The organism is Streptomyces sp. NPDC006529 (assembly GCF_040611795.1).
GTDB lineage: Bacteria > Actinomycetota > Actinomycetes > Streptomycetales > Streptomycetaceae > Streptomyces.
In genome coordinates, this window is record NZ_JBEXPB010000144.1 from 1 (window position 1) to 1,149 (window position 1,149).

Sequence of the window (1,149 nt, forward strand, 5' to 3'; positions counted from 1 at the left end):
CTACTGAGGTTTTCAGGGTGGGGTCGGCGGTGTGAGCGTCAGGCCGGTGGCGGTGAGGCATCCGTTGATGAGGTGGGGTCTGAGTTGGATTCTGCGTAACTCGCGGCGGAGTGTGCGGTCGAGGTCGTCGGGGGTGTCGAAGGCGGTGTTGGCCGTGCCTCTGCGCACGAGGGACCAGACGGCTTCGACCGGGTTCAAGTCTGGTGCGTATGCCGGGAGGCGGACGGTGGTGAGCCAGTCGTGCTCGGCTTCATAGCGTTTCAGGCCGGCAGCCAAGTGAGTGTTGAGATTGTCCCAGACCACCACAATCGGGCCGCCGAGCTGAATGTGTGCTCTCACCAGCAGGTCACGGTAGTCCTGCCAGGAGAAGCTCTTGCGGGCGCCCTTGAGCAGGAGATGGTTGCGGGGCCGGTGAATGAGACGGCTTTTCTCGCCGGGTTTGTAGCAGCACAACGCGGCAACCGAGGTCCGGCGGCGGGACCTGCCACGGACGTGGATGATGGGGGTCTGGCCGCGCCGGCCCCAGGTGCGGGCACGGGGCGGAGTCATCGAGAAGCCGGCTTCGTCCTCGAAGACGATCCATGCCCCGAGTGCCGCCGCGAGGCTTTTACCTGCGGCCACACCTCCTTCTTCCACAGCTCCACCCCGTGCTCGTCGCGCTCGAGGGCTCTGCGGGCGGGTGCCTGCCAGGACCAGCCGTGCCGTTTCAGCAGCCGCCACACCGTCGCCACCGACAGGCTCACCCGCAGCCGGCGGCGGATCACCGTCTGAACGCGGACCAAAGTCCAGCGTTCATCCTCGAAGCCGTGCGCCGTCGGTCCCTTGCCGAGTTCCGCCTCGAGTACGGCGAACTGGGCGTCGGTGACGGTCGGGGAGTTCGCCGGGCCCCTCGAGCGCAGGGCTTCCATGCCGCCTTCACGCCAGGCGCGACCCCAGCGTTCCACTGACCTCACACTCACCCGCAGGTCCTTCGCTATGACCGCGGTCTTCTCGCCCGCCCCGAACCTCTCGCCAGCCTGAAGCCGGATCCCCTCACGAAACGCCCGACGCTCAGCGGTCAGGCCCCCACCCTCCGGATAACGCATACCACCGGCATACCGCAGGGATCATGAACCGTCACCACCGACGACAACCCGAAAATCTCAGTAA

General features: G+C 66.6%; 2 protein-coding genes. Both read right to left on the bottom strand.

From position 1 onward, the window contains the following. Positions 1–12: 12 nt before the first annotated feature. Positions 13–549, bottom strand: a complete 537-nt coding sequence (locus ABZY31_RS31300; RefSeq protein WP_356417095.1) for a transposase — start codon at positions 547–549, stop codon at positions 13–15. Beyond that, a complete protein-coding gene (locus tag ABZY31_RS31305; RefSeq protein ID WP_356417093.1) occupies positions 546–1,085 on the bottom strand; it encodes a winged helix-turn-helix domain-containing protein in 540 nt (179 codons plus the stop codon). The genes ABZY31_RS31300 and ABZY31_RS31305 overlap by 4 nt, the downstream gene beginning before the upstream one ends. Positions 1,086–1,149 lie beyond the last annotated feature (64 nt).

What these genes read in the sequence shown, in the direction of transcription:
- ABZY31_RS31300 (WP_356417095.1), bottom strand. Translation starts at nt 549, where the DNA reads ATGACTCCGCCCCGTGCCCGCACCTGGGGCCGGCGCGGCCAGACCCCC.
- ABZY31_RS31305 (WP_356417093.1), bottom strand. Translation starts at nt 1,085, where the DNA reads ATGCGTTATCCGGAGGGTGGGGGCCTGACCGCTGAGCGTCGGGCGTTT.